Source organism: Streptomyces sp. NPDC101225 (genome assembly GCF_044767585.1).
Taxonomy (GTDB): Bacteria; Actinomycetota; Actinomycetes; order Streptomycetales; family Streptomycetaceae; genus Streptomyces.
The window spans coordinates 1-23,627 of record NZ_JBIWOE010000031.1; the positions used below are offsets into that span (position 1 = coordinate 1).

Annotated in this window: 21 protein-coding genes; 13 read left to right on the top strand and 8 right to left on the bottom strand. The window is 70.5% G+C overall.

Annotation, left to right across the window (positions count from 1 at the left end; translation table 11 throughout):
- Nucleotides 1-120: 120 nt before the first annotated feature.
- The gene (locus tag ACIRPX_RS32790) at nucleotides 121-348 is read right to left on the bottom strand and encodes a hypothetical protein (protein WP_404202061.1); all 228 of its coding nucleotides are present in this window, start codon (nucleotides 346-348) and stop codon (nucleotides 121-123) included.
- Between ACIRPX_RS32790 and ACIRPX_RS32795 the strand changes: the two genes are divergently transcribed.
- Both ACIRPX_RS32795 and ACIRPX_RS32800 read left to right on the top strand, forming a co-directional pair.
- Nucleotides 347-586 carry a hypothetical protein gene (locus ACIRPX_RS32795; RefSeq protein ID WP_404202063.1) on the top strand — a complete coding sequence of 80 codons (240 nt, stop codon included), beginning with the start codon at nucleotides 347-349 and terminating at the stop codon, nucleotides 584-586. The genes ACIRPX_RS32790 and ACIRPX_RS32795 overlap by 2 nt on opposite strands.
- 158 nt (nucleotides 587-744) lie before the next feature.
- On the top strand, nucleotides 745-3,324 hold the full coding sequence (locus ACIRPX_RS32800) for a RelA/SpoT family protein (protein ID WP_404202065.1): 2,580 nt from the start codon (nucleotides 745-747) through the stop codon (nucleotides 3,322-3,324).
- A 90-nt stretch (nucleotides 3,325-3,414) separates the two neighbouring features.
- On the opposite strand, the gene ACIRPX_RS32805 is transcribed toward ACIRPX_RS32800, so the two are convergent.
- Together ACIRPX_RS32805 and ACIRPX_RS32810 are read right to left on the bottom strand one after the other, a co-directional pair.
- Nucleotides 3,415-4,644 (bottom strand): DUF349 domain-containing protein, encoded by a 1,230-nt coding sequence (locus ACIRPX_RS32805; protein WP_404202067.1) that lies wholly within the window; start codon nucleotides 4,642-4,644, stop codon nucleotides 3,415-3,417.
- Between the two features lie 135 nt (nucleotides 4,645-4,779).
- Entirely contained in the window at nucleotides 4,780-5,634 is an 855-nt protein-coding gene (locus ACIRPX_RS32810; RefSeq protein ID WP_404202069.1) for a peptidylprolyl isomerase, read from the bottom strand.
- Nucleotides 5,635-5,801: 167 nt separating this feature from the next.
- On the opposite strand from ACIRPX_RS32810, the gene ACIRPX_RS32815 reads away from it, so the two are divergent.
- Together ACIRPX_RS32815 and hisS are read left to right on the top strand one after the other, a co-directional pair.
- Nucleotides 5,802-6,506 (top strand): MBL fold metallo-hydrolase, encoded by a 705-nt coding sequence (locus ACIRPX_RS32815; protein WP_404202071.1) that lies wholly within the window; start codon nucleotides 5,802-5,804, stop codon nucleotides 6,504-6,506.
- Between the two features lie 11 nt (nucleotides 6,507-6,517).
- Entirely contained in the window at nucleotides 6,518-7,780 is a 1,263-nt protein-coding gene (gene hisS / locus ACIRPX_RS32820) for a histidine--tRNA ligase (protein WP_404202073.1), read from the top strand.
- 31 nt (nucleotides 7,781-7,811) lie between these two features.
- Here the strand turns inward: hisS and ACIRPX_RS32825 are convergent, their stop codons facing one another.
- From ACIRPX_RS32825 to ACIRPX_RS32840, 4 genes are read right to left on the bottom strand one after another with little or no spacing between them, the layout of a single operon-like run.
- Nucleotides 7,812-8,435: a response regulator gene (locus tag ACIRPX_RS32825; RefSeq protein ID WP_404202075.1), complete on the bottom strand. Its 624-nt coding sequence runs from the start codon at nucleotides 8,433-8,435 to the stop codon at nucleotides 7,812-7,814.
- Entirely contained in the window at nucleotides 8,432-9,631 is a 1,200-nt protein-coding gene (locus ACIRPX_RS32830) for a sensor histidine kinase (RefSeq protein ID WP_404202077.1), read from the bottom strand. Before ACIRPX_RS32830 ends, ACIRPX_RS32825 begins: the two co-directional genes overlap by 4 nt.
- Nucleotides 9,628-10,473: an ABC transporter permease gene (locus tag ACIRPX_RS32835; RefSeq protein WP_404202079.1), complete on the bottom strand. Its 846-nt coding sequence runs from the start codon at nucleotides 10,471-10,473 to the stop codon at nucleotides 9,628-9,630. The genes ACIRPX_RS32830 and ACIRPX_RS32835 overlap by 4 nt, the downstream gene beginning before the upstream one ends.
- On the bottom strand, nucleotides 10,470-11,336 hold the full coding sequence (locus ACIRPX_RS32840; protein ID WP_404202081.1) for an ABC transporter ATP-binding protein: 867 nt from the start codon (nucleotides 11,334-11,336) through the stop codon (nucleotides 10,470-10,472). The genes ACIRPX_RS32835 and ACIRPX_RS32840 overlap by 4 nt, the downstream gene beginning before the upstream one ends.
- Before the next feature lie 146 nt (nucleotides 11,337-11,482).
- On the opposite strand from ACIRPX_RS32840, the gene ACIRPX_RS32845 reads away from it, so the two are divergent.
- From ACIRPX_RS32845 to rpsD, 3 genes are all read left to right on the top strand, one after another.
- Nucleotides 11,483-12,145, top strand: coding sequence for a vitamin K epoxide reductase family protein (locus tag ACIRPX_RS32845; protein ID WP_404202083.1), 663 nt, complete (start codon nucleotides 11,483-11,485; stop codon nucleotides 12,143-12,145).
- 56 nt (nucleotides 12,146-12,201) lie between these two features.
- Nucleotides 12,202-13,557 carry a replication-associated recombination protein A gene (locus ACIRPX_RS32850; RefSeq protein ID WP_404202085.1) on the top strand — a complete coding sequence of 452 codons (1,356 nt, stop codon included), beginning with the start codon at nucleotides 12,202-12,204 and terminating at the stop codon, nucleotides 13,555-13,557.
- Nucleotides 13,558-13,858: 301 nt separating this feature from the next.
- Nucleotides 13,859-14,473, top strand: a complete 615-nt coding sequence (gene rpsD / locus ACIRPX_RS32855; RefSeq protein WP_062674288.1) for a 30S ribosomal protein S4 — start codon at nucleotides 13,859-13,861, stop codon at nucleotides 14,471-14,473.
- 24 nt (nucleotides 14,474-14,497) lie between these two features.
- Here rpsD and ACIRPX_RS32860 read toward each other — a convergent pair whose 3' ends face one another.
- Entirely contained in the window at nucleotides 14,498-16,651 is a 2,154-nt protein-coding gene (locus tag ACIRPX_RS32860; protein WP_404202087.1) for an ATP-binding protein, read from the bottom strand.
- A 151-nt stretch (nucleotides 16,652-16,802) separates the two neighbouring features.
- Here ACIRPX_RS32860 and ACIRPX_RS32865 point away from each other — a divergent pair, with 151 nt between their 5' ends.
- From ACIRPX_RS32865 to ACIRPX_RS32890, 6 genes are all read left to right on the top strand, one after another.
- Nucleotides 16,803-17,255 (top strand): DUF948 domain-containing protein, encoded by a 453-nt coding sequence (locus tag ACIRPX_RS32865; RefSeq protein WP_399137265.1) that lies wholly within the window; start codon nucleotides 16,803-16,805, stop codon nucleotides 17,253-17,255.
- Between the two features lie 7 nt (nucleotides 17,256-17,262).
- A complete protein-coding gene (locus ACIRPX_RS32870; protein ID WP_404202089.1) occupies nucleotides 17,263-17,616 on the top strand; it encodes a hypothetical protein in 354 nt (117 codons plus the stop codon).
- Nucleotides 17,616-20,288 (top strand): alanine--tRNA ligase, encoded by a 2,673-nt coding sequence (gene alaS / locus ACIRPX_RS32875; RefSeq protein ID WP_404202091.1) that lies wholly within the window; start codon nucleotides 17,616-17,618, stop codon nucleotides 20,286-20,288. The genes ACIRPX_RS32870 and alaS overlap by 1 nt, the downstream gene beginning before the upstream one ends.
- A gap of 2 nt (nucleotides 20,289-20,290) precedes the next feature.
- Complete coding sequence (gene ruvX / locus ACIRPX_RS32880) at nucleotides 20,291-20,755, top strand: Holliday junction resolvase RuvX (protein ID WP_404202225.1); 465 nt, start codon at nucleotides 20,291-20,293, stop codon at nucleotides 20,753-20,755.
- A 122-nt stretch (nucleotides 20,756-20,877) separates the two neighbouring features.
- The gene (gene mltG / locus ACIRPX_RS32885) at nucleotides 20,878-22,641 is read left to right on the top strand and encodes an endolytic transglycosylase MltG (protein WP_404202093.1); all 1,764 of its coding nucleotides are present in this window, start codon (nucleotides 20,878-20,880) and stop codon (nucleotides 22,639-22,641) included.
- Nucleotides 22,641-23,456 (top strand): shikimate dehydrogenase, encoded by an 816-nt coding sequence (locus ACIRPX_RS32890; RefSeq protein ID WP_404202095.1) that lies wholly within the window; start codon nucleotides 22,641-22,643, stop codon nucleotides 23,454-23,456. Before mltG ends, ACIRPX_RS32890 begins: the two co-directional genes overlap by 1 nt.
- Nucleotides 23,457-23,627: the final 171 nt, after the last annotated feature.

Here is a 23,627-nt window from a genome sequence, read left to right on the forward strand (position 1 = left end):
AGCCCGCCCCCTTGCGCATACCGCATGAAGACGTCGTACCGCAGGGATCACGACCCGTCACCACAGCCCGGACATCACCGATTCAACCTGAGTACTCATACCATCCGGCCGACTGCGGAATCAGCAGTCCTCGATGTCCTGGGACTTGATGGTGCCGGACTCCTTGAGGTGGCCCTTGGCCCCGCCGCGCGCGGTGATGCGGTGGAGGTTGTTCTCCTTGCCGTCCTTCCACCAGACGCACAGGTGCTCCGTCGTGCTGCACGTGTTGTGGTAGTAGATGGTGCTCGTGGCGGTCCCGTCGGCCCAGGACCAGTTGAAGCACCCCGAGCTGCCTCGGTGCATCGACATGGGCGCCACGGTCGCCGCCTGGGCGGGAAGCGCGAATGCGGCACTCAGGCCCACCGTCACCACTGCGGCGGCAACTGTCTTTCCGAACAACTTCATGTTCTTGTCCCGTTTCTTATTAAAGAAATGGAAAAGTGAACCTTTTCCATCACTGGTCGAAATTGACCTTATCTGCTTGTTGATCTTCGGGTCAATTGCTTTTCTATTCCGCTCGATCAGTGACGTAACAGGAAAAGGGTAAATTTCGCACATGCCCCATGGGAATGATGGGGGCGCCCCCGGCGTTGCACGGCTGGATGTTCCTCACATCGGCCTGAAGGCGATCCTGGGGCGCAGGATCGCTACCATGGGGTCTCCGGAACCTGACCGGGGGACCCGGATCGCGCACGAGGAGTCCTCTTGCCAGACGAGGCCCAGCACCTGACTGCCGCCAAGCCCGAGTCAGCCTCGGCAGCCGCGGCCAAGCCCGCGCCGAGCACGCCGCACGCGAAGAACGACGCGGGCGGGCCGGTGGAGCACGCCCAGTCGGCGCCCGTCGACAAGTCGGCCGAGCAGTCGCGCCCGAAGCCCTCTCCTCCGCTCGACTCCGCCCGAGCGGAGAAGGCCCCGTCTCCCGGGCACTCCGCCCCCTCGCAGCCGGCGGCCCGCCCGAACACGGGCCAGCCCGCCCGCACCGGCTCCTCCAACCGCGTCCGCGCCCGCCTCGCCCGGCTCGGCGTCCAGCGCTCCAACCCGTACAACCCGGTGCTGGAGCCGCTGCTGCGGATAGTGCGCAGCAACGACTCGAAGATCGAGACGGCCACGCTCCGGCAGATAGAGAAGGCCTACCAGGTCGCCGAGCGCTGGCACCGCGGCCAGAAGCGCAAGAGCGGCGACCCGTACATCACGCACCCGCTCGCGGTCACCACCATCCTCGCCGAGCTGGGCATGGATCCGGCCACCCTGATGGCGGGCCTGCTGCACGACACCGTCGAGGACACCGAGTACGGCCTCGACCAGCTCCGCCGCGACTTCGGGGACTCCGTCGCCCTGCTGGTCGACGGTGTCACCAAGCTGGACAAGGTCAAGTTCGGCGAGGCCGCGCAGGCCGAGACCGTGCGCAAGATGGTCGTCGCCATGGCCAAGGACCCGCGGGTCCTGGTCATCAAGCTCGCCGACCGCCTGCACAACATGCGCACCATGCGGTACCTCAAGCGCGAGAAGCAGGAGAAGAAGGCGCGCGAGACCCTGGAGATCTACGCGCCGCTCGCCCACCGCCTCGGCATGAACACCATCAAGTGGGAGCTGGAGGACCTCGCCTTCGCGATCCTCTACCCCAAGATGTACGACGAGATCGTACGGCTGGTGGCCGAGCGGGCACCGAAGCGTGACGAGTATCTGGCCATAGTGACCGACGAGGTCCAGCAGGACCTGCGCGCGGCCCGCATCAAGGCGACCGTCACCGGCCGCCCGAAGCACTACTACAGCGTCTACCAGAAGATGATCGTCCGCGGCCGCGACTTCGCGGAGATCTACGACCTGGTGGGCATCCGCGTCCTCGTCGACACGGTCCGCGACTGCTACGCCGCCCTCGGCACCGTGCACGCGCGATGGAACCCGGTCCCCGGCCGGTTCAAGGACTACATCGCGATGCCCAAGTTCAACATGTACCAGTCGCTGCACACGACGGTCATCGGACCCAACGGCAAGCCGGTCGAGCTGCAGATCCGCACCTTCGACATGCACCGCCGCGCCGAGTACGGCATCGCCGCCCACTGGAAGTACAAGCAGGAGGCCGTCGCCGGCACCTCCAAGGTGCGCACCGACGCGCCCAGGACGTCCGGCAAGGGCAAGGACGACCACCTCAACGACATGGCGTGGCTGCGCCAGCTGCTCGACTGGCAGAAGGAGACCGAGGACCCGGGCGAGTTCCTGGAGTCCCTGCGCTTCGACCTGTCGCGCAACGAGGTCTTCGTCTTCACGCCCAAGGGCGACGTCATCGCGCTTCCGGCCGGGGCCACCCCGGTCGACTTCGCCTACGCGGTCCACACCGAGGTCGGCCACCGGACCATAGGAGCACGGGTCAACGGCAGACTCGTCCCGCTCGAGTCCACCCTGGACAACGGCGACCTGGTCGAGGTCTTCACCTCCAAGGCGGCCGGCGCGGGCCCCTCCCGGGACTGGCTGGGCTTCGTCAAGTCACCGCGTGCGCGCAACAAGATCAGGGCCTGGTTCTCCAAGGAGCGCCGCGACGAGGCGATCGAGCAGGGCAAGGACGCCATCGTCCGCGCCATGCGCAAGCAGAACCTTCCCATCCAGCGCATCCTGACCGGCGACTCGCTCGTCACGCTCGCCCACGAGATGCGCTACGCCGACATCTCGGCGCTGTACGCGGCGATCGGCGAGGGCCACGTCTCCGCTCAGAACATCGTGCAGAAGCTGGTCCAGGCGCTCGGCGGCGAGGAGGCGGCCACCGAGGAGATCGACGAGTCGGTCCCGCCGACCCGCAGCCGCAGCCGCAAGCGCCGCTCCAGCGCCGACCCGGGCGTCATCGTCAAGGGTGTCGAGGACGTGTGGGTCAAGCTGGCCCGGTGCTGCACGCCGGTCCCGGGCGACCCCATCATCGGCTTCGTCACGCGCGGCAGCGGCGTATCGGTGCACCGCAGCGACTGCGTGAACGTGGACTCGCTGTCCCGCGAGCCCGAGCGCATCCTCGACGTCGAGTGGGCACCCACCCAGTCCTCGGTCTTCCTGGTCGCCATCCAGGTCGAGGCGCTGGACCGCTCCCGGCTGCTGTCGGACGTCACCCGCGTCCTGTCCGACCAGCACGTCAACATCCTCTCCGCGGCCGTGCAGACCTCCCGCGACCGGGTGGCCACCTCCCGCTTCACCTTCGAGATGGGCGACCCGAAGCACCTAGGGCACGTCCTGAAGGCGGTACGGGGCGTGGAGGGCGTGTACGACGTCTACCGCGTGACGTCGGCCCGCAGCAGGTCGTAGCCGCAGCCCTACGACGAGAAGGGGCCCGTACCGCGAGGTACGGGCCCCTTCCGATGCTTCGCACGCGTCCGCCTCCGGACGGCGAGTGGGTCAGCCGCCGAACTCGTGCAGGCCCTTCAGCGCCTGCTCCAGCAGGGCCTGGCGACCCTCCAGCTCCCGCTCGAGCTTGTCGGCCCTGGCGTTGTTGCCCTGCGCGCGCGCCTGCTCGATCTGACCCCGCAGCTTGTCCACGGCCGCCTGGAGCTGCCCGGTCAGACCCTCGGCACGCGCGCGTGCCTCCGGGTTCGTCCGGCGCCACTCCGACTCCTCGGCGTCCTGGATGGCCCGCTCCACGGCGTGCATCCGGCCCTCGACCTTCGGGCGGGCGTCCCGCGGCACGTGGCCGATGGCCTCCCAGCGCTCGTTGACCGAGCGGAAGGCGGCGCGGGCCGCCTTCAGGTCGGTCACCGGGAGGATCTTCTCGGCCTCCTCGGCCAGCTCCTCCTTGAGCTTGAGGTTCTCGGCCTGCTCGGCGTCCCGCTCGGCGAAGACCGAGCTGCGGGCGGCGAAGAAGATGTCCTGGGCGCCGCGGAAGCGGTTCCACAGGTCGTCCTCGTGCTCGCGCTGGGCGCGGCCCGCGGCCTTCCACTCCGCCATCAGCTCGCGGTAGCGCGCGGCGGTCGGACCCCACTCCGTGGATCCGGACAGCGCCTCGGCCTCCGAGACCAGCCGCTCCTTGATCTTGCGGGCCTCCTCGCGCTGCGCGTCCAGCGCCGCGAAGTGGGCCTTGCGCCGCTTGGAGAACGCCGAGCGGGCGTGCGAGAAGCGGTGCCACAGCTCGTCGTCCGACTTGCGGTCCAGGCGCGGCAGGCTCTTCCAGGTGTCCACCAGCGCCCGCAGCCGCTCGCCGGCCGCCCGCCACTGGTCGGACTGCGCCAGCTGCTCCGCCTCGACGACCAGGTCCTCCTTGGCGTGCCGCGCCTCGTCGGACTGCTTCGCGCGCTGCTGCTTGCGCTCCTCACGGCGCGCCTCGACGCTCTCGACCAGCTTGTCCAGGCGGGTCCTCAGGGCGTCCAGGTCGCCGACCGCGTGGTGGGCGTCGACCTGCTCCCGGATGTGGTCGATGGCGGTCTGCGCGTCCTTCGCGGACAGGTCGGTGGTCTTCACTCGCTTCTCGAGGAGGCCGATCTCGACAACCAGGCCCTCGTACTTGCGCTCGAAGTAGGCCAGCGCCTCCTCAGGGGAGCCGGCCTGCCATGATCCGACGACCTGCTCGCCGTCGGCCGTACGCACGTACACGGTCCCCGTCTCGTCGACGCGTCCCCACGGGTCGCTGCTCACAGCGCCTCCTCCACATGATGCCTGCGGGGGGCCTCAGCACCCCCGGGCATCGTCCACAGTTTCGTCACGGCCAACATAGGCGACGTGCGGGTGACCTGTCCGCATCCCGCGCGACCGAAATTTCGCACTTGACGCTCAGGACTTGGTGACCGTCGCCTTGTTGATCACCACGGTCGCGTTGGGCGCCGTGTTGCCGGTCGTGGGGTCGGCCGGGGCGGCTCCGGCGGCGGCGATCTTCTTGAGGACCTTCATGCCGTCCTTGGAGACCGTGCCGAACGGGGTGTAGTCGGGCGGCAGCGGGCTGTCCTGGTAGACGAGGAAGAACTGGCTGCCGCCGGTGTTGCGGCCCTTCTTCGTCTGCGAGTTGTACTGGTTGGCCATGGCGACCGTGCCCGCCGGGTAGACGTTGCCCTTCAGGCTCTTGTCCTTGAGGTTCTCGTCCGGGATGGTGTAGCCCGGTCCGCCGGTGCCGGTGCCCGTCGGGTCGCCGCACTGGAGCACGTAGATCCCGCTCGGGACCAGACGGTGGCACTTGGTGTGGTCCAAGTAGCCCTTGTTCACCAGGAAGTTGAAGGAGTTGACGGTGTGCGGCGCCGCCGACGCCTTCAGCGCGATACCTATGTCACCGCAGGTCGTGGCGAGGTTCATGGTGTACTTCGCCGACTTGTCGATGGTGAGCGCGGGCTCCTTCTTCCAGCTGAGCTTCTTCACGGAGCCCTTGGCCGGCTTGGCGCACGGATCCGGCGCCTTGCTCGTCGCGGCGGCGCTCGGGGTGGTCTGCGAGCTCGCGTTGGCCTTGTCGTCCTTCTTGCCGCCCTTGAAGGGCCCGGTCGTGTAGAGGACCACGCTGCCGATCACGATGACGCCGAGCGCCGACGCGATCACCGAATTGCGCATCTTGGCCTTGCGCCGCGCGGCCGTGCGCCGCTGCTGCTGGCGCAGGAACTTCTCCCGGGCGAGCTGGCGCTTCCGCTGTTCCTGGGTGACCACCGGGTTCTCTCCTCATGCGTCTGTACGTCGACCGGGACGCGTGCGTCCTGTGAGCCGACCGCCTGCGTGTGCCCCGTACCGTATATGGGTTCGCTGAGGATTCGGCAGCGCCGGTAGGCTCTGACAGCAGCTGTAGCCGTCTGTAATCGACACAACGAAGGACGATCGTGCTCATTGCCGGGTTCCCCGCCGGGGCCTGGGGGACGAACTGTTATCTCGTCGCCCCCGCCGCCGGTGAGGAGTGCGTGATCATCGACCCTGGCCACCAGGCCGCCCAAGGCGTCGAGGACGCGCTGGAGAAGCATCGGCTCAAGCCCGTCGCCGTCGTCCTCACCCACGGCCACATCGACCATGTGGCCTCGGTCGTCCCGGTGTGCGGCGCGCACGACGTACCGGCGTGGATCCACCCCGAGGACCGCTACATGATGGCGGACCCGGAGAAGGCGCTCGGCCGCTCCATCGGCATGCCGCTGATGGGCGAGCTGACCGTGGGGGAGCCCGACGACGTCGAGGAGCTCACCGACGGCGCGCGGCTGGCGCTCGCGGGCCTGGAGTTCTCCGTCGCGCACGCGCCCGGCCATACGAAGGGGTCGGTGACCTTCCGGATGCCCGAGACGAGCGACGTCCCGTCGGTCTTCTTCTCCGGGGATCTGCTCTTCGCCGGCTCCGTCGGACGCACCGACCTGCCCGGCGGTGACATGGCCGAGATGCTCGACTCGCTGGCCCGCGTGTGCCTGCCGCTCGAGGACTCGACCGTGGTGCTGTCCGGCCACGGCCCCCAGACGACCATCGGCCAGGAGCGCGCCACCAACCCGTATCTGCGGCAGGTGGCCGCCGGCCTGGGAGCGGACGCTCCCCGACGAGGAATGTGACGAGACCTTCCGTGAGCACCTTCAAGGCCCCCAAGGGCACGTACGACCTGATCCCGCCGGACAGCGCCAAGTTCCTGGCGGTCCGCGAGGCCATCGCCGCGCCCCTGCGCAACTCCGGCTACGGCTACATCGAGACGCCCGGCTTCGAGAACGTCGAGCTGTTCGCGCGCGGTGTCGGCGAGTCGACCGACATCGTGACCAAGGAGATGTACGCCTTCGAGACCAAGGGCGGCGACCAACTGGCGCTGCGCCCCGAGGGCACGGCGTCCGTGCTGCGCGCGGCGCTGGAGGCCAACCTGCACAAGGCGGGCAACCTGCCGGTCAAGCTCTGGTACTCGGGCTCCTACTACCGCTACGAGCGCCCGCAGAAGGGCCGCTACCGTCACTTCTCGCAGGTGGGCGCCGAGGCGATCGGGGCCGAGGACCCGGCGCTGGACGCCGAGCTGATCATCCTGGCCGACCAGGCGTACCGCTCGCTGGGCCTGAGCGACTTCCGTATCCTGCTCAACAGCCTGGGCGACCAGGAGTGCCGTCCCGTCTACCGGGCCGCGCTGCAGGACTTCCTGCGCGGCCTGGACCTGGACGAGGACACGCTGCGCCGTGCGGAGATCAACCCGCTGCGCGTCCTGGACGACAAGCGGGAGACGGTCCAGAAGCAGCTGGGCGGCGCCCCCCTGCTGCGGGACTACCTCTGCGACGCATGCAAGGCGTACCACGAGGAGGTCCGCGAGCTGATCACGGCGGCGGGCGTGGCCTTCGAGGACGACCCGAAGCTGGTGCGCGGCCTCGACTACTACACCCGTACGACGTTCGAGTTCGTCCACGACGGTCTGGGCTCGCAGTCCGCGGTGGGCGGCGGCGGACGCTACGACGGCCTGTCCGAGATGATCGGGGGCCCCGCGCTCCCGTCCGTCGGCTGGGCGCTCGGCGTGGACCGCACGGTCCTGGCGCTGGAGGCGGAGGGCGTCGAGCTCGACCTCCCCTCCACCACCAGCGTGTTCGCGGTGCCGCTGGGCGAGGAGGCGCGGCGCGTGCTGTTCGCCAAGGTGACCGAGCTGCGCAAGCTCGGCGTCGCCGCCGACTTCTCCTACGGCGCCAAGGGGCTCAAGGGCGCCATGAAGAACGCCAACCGCAGCGGCGCCCGCTACACGGTCGTCGCCGGTGAACGCGACCTCGCCGAGGGCGTCGTCCAGCTCAAGGACATGGACTCCGGCGAGCAGACGGCGGTCGGCGTGAACGAGATCGTGGCGGAACTGGAGTCGCGGCTGGGCTGAGCCCGGTGGAGTGAGGGGGCCGCACGTCCCCTCACTCCAGCAGCCCGAACCGCATCGCACTCGTGACGGCCGCCGTCCGGTCGTCGACGCCCAACTTGCCGAAGACGCGCAGCAGATGGGTCTTCACCGTGGACTCGCCGATGAACAACCGGCGTCCGATCTCCGCGTTCGTGCAGCCCTCGGCGACCAACCGCAGCACCGCCGTCTCCCGCTCCGACAGCCGCGGCCGCTGCGGCTTCGTGCGCAGCTGGTCGACCAGCCGGGCGGCCACCGACGGCGCGAGGACCGTCTCGCCGCGCGCGGCCGAGCGGATCGCCTCCGCCAGTTCGCCCCGCGGCATGTCCTTGAGCAGATAGCCCGCCGCCCCGGCCTCCACCGCCCGCAGGATGTCCCGGTCCGTCTCGTACGTCGTCAGGACGATCACCCGGCACGGCAGTCCCGCCGCGCCCATCCGCAGGATCGCGTCCACGCCCCCGCCGCCCGGCATGCGCAGGTCCATGAGCACGATGTCGGGCCGCAGCCGAGCCGCCAGCGCCTCCGCCTGCGGCCCGCTCGCCGCATCGGCGACGACGTCGAGGTCCGGCTCGGCGCTGAGCATCGCCCGCAGCCCCTCCCGTACGACGGGATGGTCGTCGGCGAGGACGATCCTGATCACGGTGAACTCCTCAGCGGGGATACGGGCAGGCTGACCGTCACGGTCGCGCCGTCGCCCGGTGTGCTGCTGACGCGCGCCGTGCCGCCGACCTCGGTGGCCCGGGCGCGCAGCCCCGCGAGACCGTAGCCCTCGCGGGGCGCGTCCGGGTCGAAGCCGCGGCCGTCGTCCCGCACGGACACGGTGAGCGTGTCGTCGGCGTACGCCAGCGCGATGTCCACGGCCGCCGAACCCCCCGCGTGCTTGCGGGCGTTGGCCAGCGCCTCCTGGCAGGTGCGCAGGGCCACCACCTCCGCTCCGGCCGGCAGCGGCCGCACCGGGCCGGTCACGTCCAGCGTCGCCCCGTGCCGGACGGCGAGCCGGCGCAGCGCGTCCGGCAGGGAGGTGCCGTCCAGGTCGGCGGGCGCCGCCCCGGCGACCAGGGCACGGGCCTCGGCGAGGTTCTGCCGGGCCGTCTCGTCCATCAGGGCCAGATGGCGGCGGGCCTGCGGGACGTCGTGGCCGAGCTCCGCCTCCACCGCCTGGATCAGCATCAGCAGACTGGTGAAGCCCTGCGCGAGGGTGTCGTGGATCTCGCGGGCCATGCGCTCGCGCTCGGTCAGCGCCCCGTGCGCGGCGGACAGACGCGAGACCTCGTGCCGGCTCGCGTCCAGCTCGGCGATGAGCGCGGCCCGCTCCTGGCTCTGCTCGATGATCCGGATCACCCAGGTGCCGACGGCCACCGAGAAGACCAGGGTGACCACGGCGAACAGGCCGTTGAAGAAGACGTCCTGGTCGCTCGGCCACCACAGCAGCGCCCAGCCCACGATCGGCACCACGTTGATCACGGCCACCACCGTGATCGCCCACCGCATCCGCAGGGTCATGAAGCACTGGGGGACGAGCGCGAAGGTCATCACCCGGGTCTCGCCGACCAGGATCGCCGAGGGCAGGAACAGGGCCGTCACCGCCACGAGGTAGAGCAGCGCCCGGCGCTCGGGCGGCGGATCACCCCGCAGCAGGGGGCGCCCCACCCGCACGAACAGCGGGATCAACGGCACCAGCAGCGCCGCCGCGGTGAGGCGGACCGGCCACCCCGGACGGTCCGTGCCGAGCACGAACGCCAGGGTGGCCAGCCAGATCAGCGCGAAGTAGCAGTCCCAGAGCCGGAAGGAGCGGTCCCAGGTGTACGCGCCGACGGCCTCCGCCGGACACGTCATCCCTCGCGCCGGTTCTTCCACCGGAAGGTCAGCAGACACAGCACCAATCCTCCGACGCACCAGGCCCCGAGCACCAGGGCGACCTTGCCGAACTCCCAGCGGCCGGCCTGTTCCAGGATCTGTGCCGAGTCCGGCAGGAACACCCCGCGCAGACCTTGGCACATCCACTTCAGCGGGAACAGCGCCCCGATGTTCAGCATCCAGTCGGGGATGGTGTCGATCGCGATGTAGACGCCCGAGATGAACTGCAGCACCAGGAAGGGCAGGACGACCACGGAGGTCGCGCTCCTGCCCGACCTCGGCACCGAGCTGACCGCGATGCCGAGCAGCGCGCACGCCGTCAGGCCGAGGACGAAGATCCAGGCGAGGTCGAACCAGCGGGCCGGGTCCGAGGGCAGGTCGACGCCGTAGAAGCTGATGCCGACGAGCAGCAGGACCGTCGTCTCCAGCACACCGGTGCACAGAACCAGCCAGATCTTGCCGAGGAAGTACGCGGCGGGCGGCATCGGCGTCCCGCGCAGCCGGCGCAGCACCTTCTCGTCCCGCTCGATGGCGATCGAGATGCCGAGCGACTGGAAGCTGGTCGACATGATGCCGGCGGCGGTCATCGCCGGGACGTACAGCTGCGAGGCGGTGATTCCGGCGCCCTTCACGTCGTCGCTGAAGATCGACGCGAACAGGAACAGGAACACCACCGGGAACGCGAAGGTGAACACCACCTGCTCGCGCTGCCGGAAGAACTGCCTGATCTCCAGCGCGCCCCGCCGAAGCCCCAGCCCCCAGGCCCCCGGCAGCCGCCCGGTCGCCGTCGTGGCCCCGGTCGGCAGGGTGGTCGTGGTCATCGGGCGTCCTCCTGTCCGGTGAGCCGGAGGTAGACGTCCTCCAGCGTGGGGCGGCTCACCCGCAGGTCCGGGATCTCGCCGTCGAAACGGCGCATCAGCTCGGCGACCGTGCGGGTCGGGGTGTCCGTGCGCTCGGTGCGGGCGGCTCCGTCGGGTTCGGTCCACCCGACGGTGGCCCCGGTGCCGAACCGCTTGCGCAGACCGGCGGGTTCGCCCACGGCGACGACCCGGCCCTCGGACACGACGGCGAGCCGGTCGGCGAGCGCCTCCGCCTCCTCCAGGTAGTGCGTGGTCAGCAGGATGGTCGTGCCCTCGTCGGCGAGGAGCCGGATCAGGTCCCAGAACTGCCGCCGAGCCGCCGGGTCGAACCCCGTCGTCGGCTCGTCCAGGAGCAGCAGATCGGGGCCGCCGATCACGCCGAGGGCCACGTCGAGACGCCTGCGCTGACCGCCCGACAGCGCCTTGATGCGGCTGTCCGCCTTGGCCTGAAGACCCACCAGGCCGATGACCTCCTCCGGGTCGCGCGGCCTCGGGTAGTAGCGAGCGAAATGCCGTACGGTCTCGCGGACCGTCAACTCGGCGGGCGCCGATTCGTCCTGCCAGACGATTCCCACACGGGACCTCCACGCGCGTGTGCCGGCCGCCGGGTCGGACCCCAGCACCGACACCTCGCCCCCGTCCCGGCTGCGATTGCCCTGGAGGATCTCCACCGTGGTCGATTTGCCCGCGCCGTTCGGTCCGAGCAGGCCGAACACCTCGCCCGGGCGGATCCCGAGATCGATGCCGTCCACCGCGGTCACGTCCCCGTACCGCTTGCGCAGCCCCCGTACGTCCACCGCGAGTTCGTTCGCGTGTGCTGTCATGCCCCCAACACTCGGCCAAAACCGTACGCTCGGGGACGACCGTGTGTCCTTCCTTATGTCCACCGAACGGTGGACACGGGGCCGAGTGCGGCACAATGGCCCCTGCCCGAAGAAGGTCCAACTCTCGAGCAGGCGGAATCGGCGTGATGAGCAAGACCACAGTCAAAGACGTCTCCACCGAGCCCGAACCCGTTTCGGGCGACGGCTCCGCCGGACCACGGACGGTGGGCGGCAGCCGCGCCTACGCGCTGCTGCTGGTCATCACGGGCGCGGCCGGTCTGCTCGCCGCGTGGGTCATCACGGTCGACAAGTTCAAGCTCCTCGAGGCCAAGGTCGAGGGCAAGACCTTCACCCCCGGGTGCAGCCTCAACCCGGTCGTCTCCTGCGGCAGCGTCATGGAGTCCAAGCAGGCCTCCGTCTTCGGCTTCCCCAACCCGATGCTCGGCCTCGTCGCCTACGGCATCGTCATCTGCGTCGGCATGAGCCTGCTGGCCCACGCCCGCTTCCCGCGCTGGTACTGGCTCACCTTCAACGCCGGCACCCTCTTCGGCGTGAGCTTCTGCGCCTGGTTGATGTTCCAGTCGCTGTACCGCATCAACGCGCTGTGCCTGTGGTGCTCGCTGGCCTGGGTGGCGACGATCATCATGTTCTGGTACGTGACGTCGTTCAACGTCCGCAACGGCTTCCTGCCCGCGCCCCGCTGGCTGAAGAGCTTCTTCGGCGAGTTCACCTGGGTCCTGCCCGTGCTGCACATCGGCGTCATCGGCATGCTGATCCTCACCCGCTGGTGGGACTTCTGGACCAGCTGACCTTCCGCGTCCAGGGCCCGGAGGGATTGTCGGTGCGGTGATTTAGGGTTTGGGACGTGGAGCCCGACCTGTTCACCGCAGCCGCAGAAGAACGCCAGGAGAAGGACCCGGCAGGGAGCCCCCTGGCGGTGCGGATGCGCCCGCGCACCCTGGACGAGGTGGTGGGCCAGCGGCACCTGCTCAAGCCCGGCTCGCCGCTGCGCAGACTGGTCGGCGAGGGCGCGGGCGGTCCCGCGGGACCGTCCTCGGTGATCCTCTGGGGCCCGCCCGGCACCGGCAAGACGACCCTGGCGTACGTCGTCTCGAAAGCCACCAACAAGCGTTTCGTGGAGCTGTCGGCGATCACCGCGGGGGTCAAGGAGGTCCGCGCGGTCATCGACGGCGCCCGCCGCGCCACCGGTGGCTACGGCCGGGAGACCGTCCTCTTCCTCGACGAGATCCACCGCTTCAGCAAGGCCCAGCAGGACTCCCTGCTGCCCGCGGTCGAGAACCGCTGGGTGACGCTCGTCGCGGCGACGACGGAGAACCCGTACTTCTCGGTGATCTCCCCGCTGCTCTCCCGCTCCCTGCTGCTCACCCTCGAACCCCTCACGGACGACGACGTCCGCGGGCTGCTCAAGCGGGCCCTCGCCGACGAGCGGGGCCTCAAGGACGCGGTCGCCCTCCCGGGCGACACGGAGGACCACCTCCTGCGCATCGCCGGCGGCGACGCCCGCCGCGCCCTGACCGCCCTGGAGGCCGCGGCCGGAGCCGCCCTGGACAAGGGCGAGCCGGAGATCTCCCTGACGACGCTGGAGGAGACGGTCGACCGGGCGGCGGTGACGTACGACCGTGACGGCGACCAGCACTACGACGTCGCCAGCGCCCTCATCAAGTCCATCCGCGGCTCGGACGTCGACGCCGCGCTGCACTACCTGGCCCGCATGATCGAGGCCGGCGAGGACCCCCGCTTCATCGCCCGCCGCCTGATGATCTCGGCGAGCGAGGACATCGGCCTCGCCGATCCGAACGCGCTGCCGATCGCCGTCGCCGCCGCCCAGGCCGTCGCCATGATCGGCTTCCCCGAGGCCGCCCTCACCCTCAGCCACGCCACCATCGCCCTCGCCCTGGCCCCCAAGTCCAACTCGGCGACGACGGCGATCGGCGCCGCCATGGACGACGTGCGCAAGGGAGTGGCCGGCGCCGTGCCGCCCCATCTGCGCGACGGCCACTACAAGGGCGCCGCCAAGCTCGGCCACGCCCAGGGGTACGTGTACCCGCACGACCTGGCCGAGGGCATCGCCGAGCAGCAGTACGCCCCGGACGCGCTCAAGGACCGCGAGTACTACACCCCGAGCCGGCACGGCGCCGAGGCGCGGTACGCGGACGCGGTCGAATGGACCAGGAAGCACCTCGGTCGCAGGCGGTCCTGAGCAGCCTGTAGACTGCCCCGAAGTGCCGAGTCCCGTGCTGTCAGAGCGGGGCATCCGGCCGGGACCCCCAGCGGGTCCCAGGAGCGTCGCGCACCGTCGAACGGTGTCGCGGGCAGCCCACCACCCCCCGTCGTACGGCGGGACGGGCCGGTGGGCCACTCGCGTGCTGCACGTATGTGCCCAGACCAGGGGAGCGGCTGCCCACCCCGTCCACCCGGACGAGGCGGGATTCCCCGGCTGCGGATTGCGACCTCCCTCAACCCTGACAAGCCGAAGAATCTGAGAGAAGAGACTAAAGACAGTGGCGAACCAGTCCCGCCCCAAGGTCAAGAAGTCGCGTGCCCTCGGCATCGCGCTGACCCCGAAGGCCGTCAAGTACTTCGAGGCCCGCCCCTACCCGCCGGGTGAGCACGGCCGCGGCCGCAAGCAGAACTCGGACTACAAGGTCCGTCTGCTCGAGAAGCAGCGTCTGCGCGCGCAGTACGACGTGTCCGAGCGCCAGCTCGTGCGCGCCTACGAGCGTGCCTCCAAGGTCCAGGGCAAGACCGGCGAGGCCCTGATCATCGAGCTCGAGCGCCGTCTCGACGCCCTGGTCCTGCGTTCGGGCATCGCCCGCACCATCTACCAGGCCCGTCAGATGGTCGTGCACGGCCACATCGAGGTCAACGGCCAGAAGGTCGACAAGCCCTCCTTCCGCGTCAAGCCCGACGACGTCGTGATGGTCCGCGAGCGCAGCCGGGAGAAGACCCTCTTCTCCATCGCCCGCGAGGGCGGCTTCGCCCCCGAGGGCGAGACCCCGCGCTACCTCCAGGTGAACCTCAAGGCCCTGGCGTTCCGCCTGGACCGTGAGCCGAACCGCAAGGAGATCCCGGTGATCTGCGACGAGCAGCTCGTCGTCGAGTACTACGCCCGCTGATCACCGGCAGGCGGCAGCACCACCTCAGCCCGCCGTCTCCCCGCCCTTCCGGGCGCGGGAGGCGGCGGGTTCGTGCATCGGCCGGCCCGCCGCCGCGTGCCGTACCTGGCCGCGCGGCGACGGCACGGCGTCCAGCGCCGGCTCCAGCGCCCGGGACACCGCCGCCTCCCGCACCAGCCGCGCCCCCTCGGCCACGCACTCGCCGTACCGCTCGTCGCCCAGCCGCTCCCGGGCCGCCGCCTCGCACAGCCCGTGCGGAGCGCCGTAGTGGGCCGAGCCGAACAGCGGCAGGCCCACCGACCGCCACATCCGGGACGCCGCGCCCTGCAGCACCGCCGCCTCCGCCGCGTCGCCCTGCGCCACGGTGACCAGGGCCAGCAGCTCCACCGCCAGCACGGAGCCGAGCAGGTCGTGGAAGGCGTGGGCGCCGGTGAGGCACTCGGTCAGCAGGGCGCGCGCCCGCGGGAGGTCGCCGTCGGCCCAGCCCGCGTACGCCAGGACGTACAGCGCGTAGCCGCGGGTCCACCGCTCGCCGTGGTCCTCGCACACCCGCCGTACGTCCTCGCACAGTCGCACCGCCTCCGGCAGATCGCCCTGGAACGCGCGCGTCATCGCCAGTTCGACCTGGGCCATCAGCACGTTGCTGTTGAGCTCGCCGATCTCCTGGTAGCGCTCCAGCGCCGACTCCAGCAGCTCCTGAGCGCGTTCCATGTCGTCACTGACCAGGGCGAGACATCCGGTGCGGTGCTCCGCGTACGCCACCGCCGTCCGGTCGCCGCCGTGCTCCGCCTCCTCCCGGCACTCCTGCAGCGCGGCCAGCGCGGGCACGGCGTCGCCCTGCAGGATCGCCACGTAGCCGAGCACCCACAGCGCCTTCAACCGGGACTGCTCGTGCCCGGTGTCCAGCCGCACCACCTGCTCCAGCCAGTGCCGCCCCTCCGACAGACGCCCGCAGCCCGCCCAGCAGAACCACAGCGAGCCCGCGAGGTACTGCCCGAGATGCGCGTCCTCCGGCTCGCCCAGGCAGTGCTCCAGCGCGCTGCGCAGATTCGGCAGCTCCGCCTCCACCCGGGCGGCCACCTCGGCCTGCCGCGGCGAGAACCAGTCCAGCTCGCACCAGGTGGCGAGCCCGAGGTACCAGTCGCGGTGCCGCCGCCGCAGCCGGGCCGCGTCGCCCGTCGCCTCCAGCCACTCGGCGCCGTACGCGCGCACCGTGTCCAGCATCCGGTAGCGCGCGCCCGACGGCGTCTCCTCACGGGCGACCACCGACTGGGCGAGCAGTTCGGTGAGCACGTCCAGGACGTCTTCGGACTTCAGGCCCTGCCCGCCGCACACGTACTCGACGGCCTCCAGGTCGAACGGTCCCGCGAACACCGACAGCCGCGACCACAGCAACCTCTCGCGGGGCGCGCACAGTTCGTGGCTCCAGCCGACGGCCAGCCGCAGCGTCTGGTGGCGGGGCAGCGCGTCCCGCTCGCCGCAGGTCAGCAGGCGGAAGCGGTCGTCCAGCCGGTCCAGCAGCTGCCGGGGGGAAAGGGCCCGCAGCCGACCGGCGGCCAGTTCCAGGGCGAGCGGGATCCCGTCCAGGCGCCGGCACACCTCGCGCAGTTCGGGGCCGTCCGCCACGGCAGGGCCCCACTCCGCCGCGCGGTCCAGCAGCAGCCGCACCGCCTCGTCCTCGCCCAGCGGCGCCAGCGGGAACACCCGCTCACCGGCCACGGCCAGCGGTCTGCGCCCCGCCGCGAGCACCGTGAGCCCGGGCACCGCGCGGAGCAACTCGCCCACCAGACCGGCGCACGCCGTGACCAGGTGCTCGAAACCGTCCAGGACGAGCAGCAGTTGGCGGTCGGCGAGATGTGCCAGCAGCGTCTCGCGCGGCGGCCGGGTGGTGTGGTCGGTCAGCCCCAGCGCCTCCACGAGGGCGTGGTCGACGAACGCCGGATCGCGCACCGGCGCCAGCTCCACCCGCCACACGCCGTCGCGCGGCGCGCACCGCGCGGCCGCCCGCGCCGCGAGCCGTGACTTGCCGACGCCGCCCGCCCCGGTCACCGTGACCAGACGTGCGGAGCCGAGCAACCGCGCCAGTGCGGCGAGTTCGGCCGAGCGGCCGACGAACGCGTTCAGCTCCAGCGGTACATTGCCGTCCATGGGTCCGTGGCCCCGTTGATGGTCCCGCATGGAATACGGAGCGTACTGAAACGTATGCACTCCGTACAATCGCTTCGCGCAACCCCGCAGCGCGCGACGGTAATCCGGTGCGGAGCTCCGCGCCTGGCGCGATAGGCTCGGTCCATTGCTTTTCGATGTTCAGGCACGTTTCAGGGAGCGGGTGCGCGAGGTGTCCGGTGGAGAGGTGGCCGGGATCCTGGTGGCCGTCTTCTGGGCGATCCTGGTCTCCTTCCTCGCCGTGGCGCTGGCGAGGCTGGCCCAGACGCTCAGGGCGACCACCAAACTGGTGGCGGAGGTGACCGACCAGGCCGTTCCGCTGCTGTCCGACGCGTCCGCGGCGGTGCGCTCGGCGCAGACCCAGATCGACCGGGTCGACGCCATCGCCACCGACGTCCAGGAGGTCACGTCGAACGCGTCGGCGCTGTCCACCACCGTCGCCTCCACCTTCGGCGGCCCGCTGGTCAAGGTCGCGGCCTTCGGCTACGGCGTCCGCCGCGCCCTGGGCGTCCGCAGGGAGGACGCGCCCGCCAGGACATCGAGGGAGACCGTGATCATTGGCCGCACCGTCCCGGCCGCGCGGCGGGAGAAGCGGAACAGGCGAAAGAAGGACTGAGCGACCGATGTTCCGCCGTACCTTCTGGTTCAGCACCGGCGTCGCCGCGGGTGTGTGGGCCACCACCAAGGTCAATCGCAAGCTGAGGCAGCTGACGCCCGAGAACCTCGCCGTGGCCGCCGCGAACAAGGCGATCGACGCCGGCCACCGGATCAAGGACCGGGCGGTCGGCTTCGCGCTGGACGTGCGCGACAACATGGCGCAGCGCGAGGAGGAGCTGGGCGAGGCCCTCGGCATCAACGCGGCCCCCGAGCTCCCCGCGCCCCGGCGGTACACCGCCATCGAGAACCGCAGCACACCGAAGTACGTCGAGGGCTCGACGTACCAGACGTACTCGTACAACCGGAATGAGGACCACTGATGGAGTCGGCCGAGATTCGCCGCCGCTGGCTGAGCTTCTTCGAGGAGCGCGGGCACACCGTCGTCCCTTCGGCGTCGCTCATCGCGGACGACCCGACTCTGCTCCTCGTCCCGGCCGGCATGGTGCCCTTCAAGCCCTACTTCCTGGGTGAGGTCAAGCCGCCCTTCGACCGCGCCACCAGCGTGCAGAAGTGCGTGCGCACGCCCGACATCGAAGAGGTCGGCAAGACCACCCGGCACGGCACGTTCTTCCAGATGTGCGGCAACTTCTCCTTCGGCGACTACTTCAAGGAAGGCGCCATCACGTACGCCTGGGAGCTGCTCACCAGCCCCCAGGACAAGGGTGGTTACGGCCTGGAGCCGGAGAAGCTCTGGATCACCGTCTACCAGGACGACGACGAGGCCGAGCGCATCTGGCACGAGGTCGTCGGCGTGCCGAAGGAGCGCATCCAGCGCCTGGGCATGAAGGACAACTACTGGTCCATGGGCGTCCCCGGCCCCTGCGGCCCGTGCTCCGAGATCAACTACGACCGCGGCCCCGAGTTCGGCGCCGAGGGCGGTCCCGCCGTCAACGACGAGCGGTACGTGGAGATCTGGAACCTCGTCTTCATGCAGTACGAGCGCGGCGAGGGCATCGGCAAGGACAACTTCGAGATCCTCGGCGAGCTCCCCAGCAAGAACATCGACACGGGCCTCGGCCTGGAGCGGCTCGCGATGATTCTGCAGGGCGTGCAGAACATGTACGAGATCGACACCTCCATGGCCGTCATCGCCAAGGCCACCGAGCTGACCGGCGTGGCCTACGGCGACGCCCACGCCTCGGACGTCTCCCTGCGCGTGGTCACCGACCACATGCGCACGTCGGTGATGCTCATCGGCGACGGCGTCACCCCCGGCAACGAGGGCCGCGGCTACGTCCTGCGCCGCATCATGCGCCGCGCCATCCGCAACATGCGCCTGCTCGGTGCCACCGGCCCGGTCGTCCTGGACCTCATCGACACCGTGATCGGCATGATGGGCCGGCAGTACCCCGAGCTGATCACCGACCGCGAGCGCATCGAGAAGGTCGCCGTCGCCGAGGAGAACGCCTTCCTCAAGACGCTGAAGGCCGGCACCACCATCCTCGACACCGCCGTCACCGAGACGAAGGCCGCGGGCTCCTCGGTCCTGGCCGGCGACAAGGCGTTCCTGCTCCACGACACCTGGGGCTTCCCGATCGACCTCACCCTCGAGATGGCCGCCGAGCAGGGGCTGTCGGTGGACGAGGACGGCTTCCGCCGCCTGATGAAGGAGCAGCGGGAGCGCGCCAAGGCCGACGCCCAGGCCAAGAAGACGGGCCACGCCGGCGCCGGCGCCTACCGGGAGATCGCCGACAAGGTCGGCGAGACCGACTTCATCGGCTACGGCGAGACCGAGGGCGAGTCGACCATCGTCGGCATCCTCGTCGACGGCGCCTCCTCCCCGGCCGCCACCGAGGGCGACGAGGTGGAGATCGTCCTCGACCGCACCCCGTTCTACGCCGAGGGCGGCGGTCAGATCGGCGACACCGGCCGGATCAAGGCCGACTCCGGTGCCGTCATCGAGATCCGCGACTGCCAGAAGCCGGTGCCGGGCGTCTACGTCCACAAGGGCGTCGTCCAGGTCGGCGAGGTCACCGTGGGCGCCAAGGCCCACGCCTCCATCGACCGCCGCCGCCGTACGGCGATCGCCCGCGCCCACTCGGCCACGCACCTCACCCACCAGGCGCTGCGCGACGCCCTCGGCCCGACGGCCGCCCAGGCCGGTTCCGAGAACCAGCCCGGCCGCTTCCGCTTCGACTTCGGCTCGCCCTCCGCCGTTCCCACGGCCGTGATGAGCGACGTCGAGCAGAAGATCAACGAGGTGCTCGCCCGTGACCTCGACGTCCGCGCGGACGTCATGGGCATCGACGAGGCGAAGAAGCAGGGTGCCATCGCCGAGTTCGGCGAGAAGTACGGCGAGCGCGTGCGCGTCGTGACCATCGGCGACTTCTCCAAGGAGCTGTGCGGCGGCACGCACGTGCACAACACCTCCCAGCTCGGCCTGGTCAAGCTGCTCGGCGAGTCCTCCATCGGCTCGGGTGTCCGCCGTATCGAGGCTCTGGTCGGTGTGGACGCCTACAGCTTCCTCGCCCGCGAGCACACGGTCGTCAACCAGCTGACCGAACTGCTCAAGGGCCGCCCGGAGGAGCTGCCGGAGAAGGTCTCCTCGATGCTCGGCAAGCTGAAGGACGCCGAGAAGGAGATCGAGAAGTTCCGCGCCGAGAAGGTGCTGCAGGCCGCCGCCGGTCTCGCCGAGTCGGCCAAGGACGTGCGCGGCGTCGCCGTCGTCACCGGCCAGGTCCCGGACGGCACCACCGCCGACGACCTGCGCAGGCTGGTCCTCGACGTGCGCGGCCGCATCCAGGGCGGACGGGCCGCGGTCGTCGCCCTCTTCACGGTCGCGGGCGGCAAGCCGCTCACGGTCATCGCCACCAACGAGCCCGCCCGCGAGCGCGGCCTGAAGGCCGGTGACCTGGTCCGCGCCGCGGCCAAGACCCTCGGTGGCGGCGGTGGCGGCAAGCCGGACGTCGCGCAGGGCGGCGGGCAGAACCCGGCCGCGATCGGCGAGGCCGTCGACGCCGTCGAGCGTCTCGTGGCGGACACGGCGAAGTGACGATGCGCCGAGGCCGCCGGCTCGCGGTGGACGTCGGGGACGCCCGGATCGGGGTCGCCTCGTGCGACCCCGACGGGATCCTCGCCACTCCGGTGGAGACGGTCCCGGGGCGGGACGTCCCGGCGGCTCACCGGCGGCTGGGGCAACTGGTCGAGGAGTACGAGCCGATCGAGGTCGTGGTCGGTCTGCCCCGCTCCCTCAAGGGGGGCGAGGGGCCGGCGGCGGTGAAGGTCCGCGGCTTCGCCCAGGAACTCGCCCGGAACATCGCCCCGATCCCGGTGCGGCTCGTCGACGAGCGCATGACGACGGTGACGGCGAGCCAGGGGCTGCGGGCCTCGGGCGTGAAATCCAGGAAGGGCCGATCGGTCATCGACCAGGCAGCCGCTGTGATCATCCTCCAGCAGGCACTCGAATCCGAACGGGTGTCAGGTAAAGCACCCGGCGAGGGCGTCGAAGTGGTCATCTGATCGCGATACGGTAACGTTCCGCGCGATTGCGTCGCTGTTCGAACAGCGGGTGCACAGCAAGAGGCGGGACGGATGCCCGGCCCGAAGCCGCGTAACCGCCGCCTCGCGGCTCTAGGGGTTCGATGACTGAGTATGGCCGGGGCCAAGGCTCCGAACCGTGGAATCCGGAGGACCCGCTCTACGGGAACGACGGATGGGGAGGACAGCAGGCCCGGACGGGCGGGCAGTCCTCCCACGGCGGCCAGCCGCAGCACTACCCTGAGCAGCCGCAGCAGCAGCACTACGGTGACTGGAGCCAGGGCGATCAGTCCGCCTACGGCCAGGACCGGCAGCAGTACCAGGGCTACGACCAGCAGTACTACGCCGGTCATGACCAGCAGCAGTACCACCAGGGCCAGCAGTATCACCAGGGCCAGCAGTACCCGCAGGGCGGGCAGTACCACCAGAGCGAGCAGTACCACCAGGGTCAGCAGTACCACCAGGGGCAGCAGTACGACCAGGACCGGCAGGCGTACGACCAGGGCGGCTGGGGCACCGGCACGCACGTCCAGTACACCGATCCCGCGGACCCGTACGGCCGGCAGGCCGCCTCCTACGGCGGTGAGCAGCCCGACCGGTACGGCACCCCCGACGCCTACCCGCCGCCCGAGCCACCGGCCCGCCGGCGGGCCGAGCCCCAGCCGCAGACCGACTGGGACCCCGGCCCCGACCAGGGGGAACACGCCTTCTTCGCCGGTGGTGACGAGGACGACGAGGACGACGACGCGCCGGACGGCCGCAAGGGCCGCGGCGGCCGGAAACCGAAGAAACGCCGCAGCGGGTGTGCCTGCCTCGTGCTGGTGACTATCTTCGCGGGCGGCGTCGGTGGTGTCGGCTACTTCGGCTACCACTTCTACCAGGATCGTTTCGGCCCGTCTCCGGACTACGCGGGTGAGGGGAACGGCCAGCAGGTCACCGTCGTCATCCCCAAGGGCGCCGGCGGCTATGTGATCGGCCAGAAGCTCAAGGAGGCGGGCGTCGTCAAGTCCGTCGACGCCTTCGTCTCCGCGCAGCAGTCGAACCCCAAGGGCAAGTCGATCCAGGACGGCGTCTACACGCTGCACAAGCAGATGTCGGCCGCGAGCGCGGTCGAACTGATGCTCAGTCCGAAGAGCCGCAGCAACCTGATCATCGCCGAGGGCATGCGCAACACAGCGGTCTACACGCTGATCGACAAGCGCCTCGGAGTCGCCGAGGGCACCACGGCGAAGACCGCGAAGAAGGACTACAAGAAGCTCGGCCTGCCCTCCTGGGCCCTGAACCACCCCGACCTCAAGGATCCGCTGGAAGGATTCCTCTACCCCTCCAGCTACGCCGTCTCCAAGGGCCAGAAGCCCGAGGCCGTCCTGAAGGACATGGTCTCCCGGGCCAACGACACCTACGAGGAACTCGGCCTGGAGAAGAAGGCGAAGGGCCTCGGACTCTCCGGCCCCTGGCAGCTGCTCACCGTGGCCAGCCTGGTGCAGGCCGAGGGCACCAGCCACGACGACTTCCGCAAGATGGCCGAGGTCGTCTACAACCGCCTCAAGCCCGGCAACCCCGAGACCTACGGCTCGCTCGAGTTCGACTCCACGTACAACTACGTGAAGAACCAGAGCAAGATCGACCTGAGCATCGCCGAGCTGCGCAAGTACAACAACCCGTACAACACGTACTACATCAAGGGCCTGCCGCCCGGCCCCATCGACAACCCCGGCGCCGAGGCGATCAAGGGCTCGCTCGACCCGACGCACGACGGCTGGTACTACTTCATCTCGTTGGACGGCAAGACCAGTAAGTTCACCAAGACGCTCGCGGAGCACAACAAGCTGGTCGACGAATTCAATGCGTCGAGGAACAAGAACTGATGACGACGACCCGGCGGGCGGCCGTGCTCGGCTCGCCCATCGCCCACTCCCTGTCCCCGCGGCTGCACACCGCGGGATACCGAGCGCTCGGCCTGGAGGGCTGGTCGTACGGCAGGTTCGAGATCGACGAGGTGGCGCTGCCCGGGTTCTTCGAGACGCTCGGTCCCGAGTGGGCGGGGCTGTCCCTGACGATGCCGCTGAAGCGGGCGGTGATCCCGCTGCTCGACGAGATCAGCGACACGGCGGCCTCGGTGGAGGCCGTGAACACCGTGGTGTTCCGGCCCGACGGGCGCCGCGTCGGCGACAACACCGACATCCCCGGACTGGTGGCCGCGCTGCACGAACGCGGCATGGAGAAGACCGAGTCGGCGGCGATCCTGGGGGCCGGTGCCACCGCCTCCTCCGCGCTCGCGGCGCTCGCCCGCGTCTGCACCGGTGAGGTCGCCGTCTACGTCCGCAGCGAGCGGCGCGCGGAGGAGATGCGGCAGTGGGGTGAGCGGCTCGGCGTGCAGGTCCGCCCGGCCGGCTGGGCCGAGGCGGAGCGCGCCTTCGAGGCGCCCCTGGTGATCTCCACGACGCCCGCCGGAGGCGCCGACGCGCTCGCCGAGCGGTTGCCCGCACGGGTCGGCACCCTCTTCGACGTCGTCTACGAACCGTGGCCCACCCCGCTCGCCGCCGCCTGGGAGGCACGCGGCGGGCAGGTGCTCAGCGGCCTCGACCTGCTGGTGCACCAGGCCGTCTTCCAGTTCCGCCGGTTCACCGGCGACCCGCGCTCGCCGCTGGCGGCGATGCGCGAGGCCGCGCGGCAGCGCTGACCCCCCCGCCGCCTCGGCGGCCCCTCCGCTCTCCCTGCACGCCTGCCGGGCGCGGGCCGCGTCCGGCAGGCGCTGTCCGCCTGCCGGACCGCGAGCAACGGCGCCCCGTGGACGTGGGAGGATCGGAGGTGGCGGGCCGGAGCCGCGCACCTGGTCGCGCCGTCGCCGTAC